The organism is Nitratidesulfovibrio liaohensis, from assembly GCF_011682075.1.
GTDB lineage: Bacteria > Desulfobacterota > Desulfovibrionia > Desulfovibrionales > Desulfovibrionaceae > Cupidesulfovibrio > Cupidesulfovibrio liaohensis.
In genome coordinates this window covers 1-929 of sequence record NZ_VSMK01000650.1, presented here as the reverse complement: position 1 = coordinate 929, position 929 = coordinate 1, and the positions used below count along the sequence as shown (strand labels likewise).

General features: G+C 70.9%; 1 protein-coding gene. It reads right to left on the bottom strand.

Going from position 1 to position 929, the window contains the following annotated elements; genetic code table 11:
* Positions 1 to 120 precede the first annotated feature (120 nt).
* Positions 121 to 873 (bottom strand): ABC transporter ATP-binding protein, encoded by a 753-nt coding sequence (locus FVW27_RS17145; protein ID WP_167127495.1) that lies wholly within the window; start codon positions 871 to 873, stop codon positions 121 to 123.
* Positions 874 to 929: the final 56 nt, after the last annotated feature.

The following is a 929-nucleotide window of genomic DNA, read 5'->3' as shown; positions in this document are numbered from 1 at the left end:
GCCAGCCCTCGCGGGCCAGCGCGGGCAGGCTCCGCCCGCCGAAGCGGCCAGATGCCGGACCAGTGGCCGCACCAATAGTCGGATCAGGTGCCGGGCCGGGTGCGGTGCCAGCCGGGGTGGTCATGCGGAGGCTCCACCTGCCGCCGCATCGCCGTGCAGGCCGTCGCTTTCGATGACCCCGTCGCGGATGACGATGCGCCGCCGCGCACGTGCGGCGGTTTCCGCGTCGTGGGTTACCACCACCACGGTCTTGCCGGTGCGGTTGATGTCCGCGAACAGGTCCAGAATGTCGGCGCTGGTGGTGGAATCGAGCTGGCCGGTGGGTTCGTCGGCCAGGATCAGGGCGGGGTCGTTCAGCAGGGCGCGGGCCAGGGCCACGCGCTGCTGCTGCCCGCCGGAAAGACGCGCGGGCACGAAGTCCATGCGGTCGCCCAGTCCCACGCGGTGCAGCAGGTCTTCCGCCCGTTTGCGCTGGGCGCGCAGGTTCTTGTGGCTGTACAGGCCCGGCAGCAGCACATTGTCCAGCGCGGTAGCGTAGGGGATGAGGTAGAAGTTCTGGAACACGAAGCCGGTCAGTTGGTTGCGCGCTTCCGAGCGGGCGTCGTCGTCCAGGTGTGACACGTCGTGCCCGTCCAGCACGTAGCGGCCCGCAGTGGGGCTGTCCAGCAGTCCCAGAATGTGCAGCAGCGTGGACTTGCCGGAGCCGGAAGACCCCTGGATGGCCACGAACTCGCCGTGCGCGATGGAAAAGCTGACGCCGCGCAGCACGTCCACGGTCAGGTCGCCCTGCCGGAAACTGCGGGTGATGCCGGACAGTTCGACCAGCGGAGCGCCGGGCGCGCCGCCGGGAGTGGAGATGGAGGTGGAGGTCATGCCGTGCGCTCCGCTACCGGCCCGGCCGCCCGGAGCCGGGGCCGCCCCCACCCGGG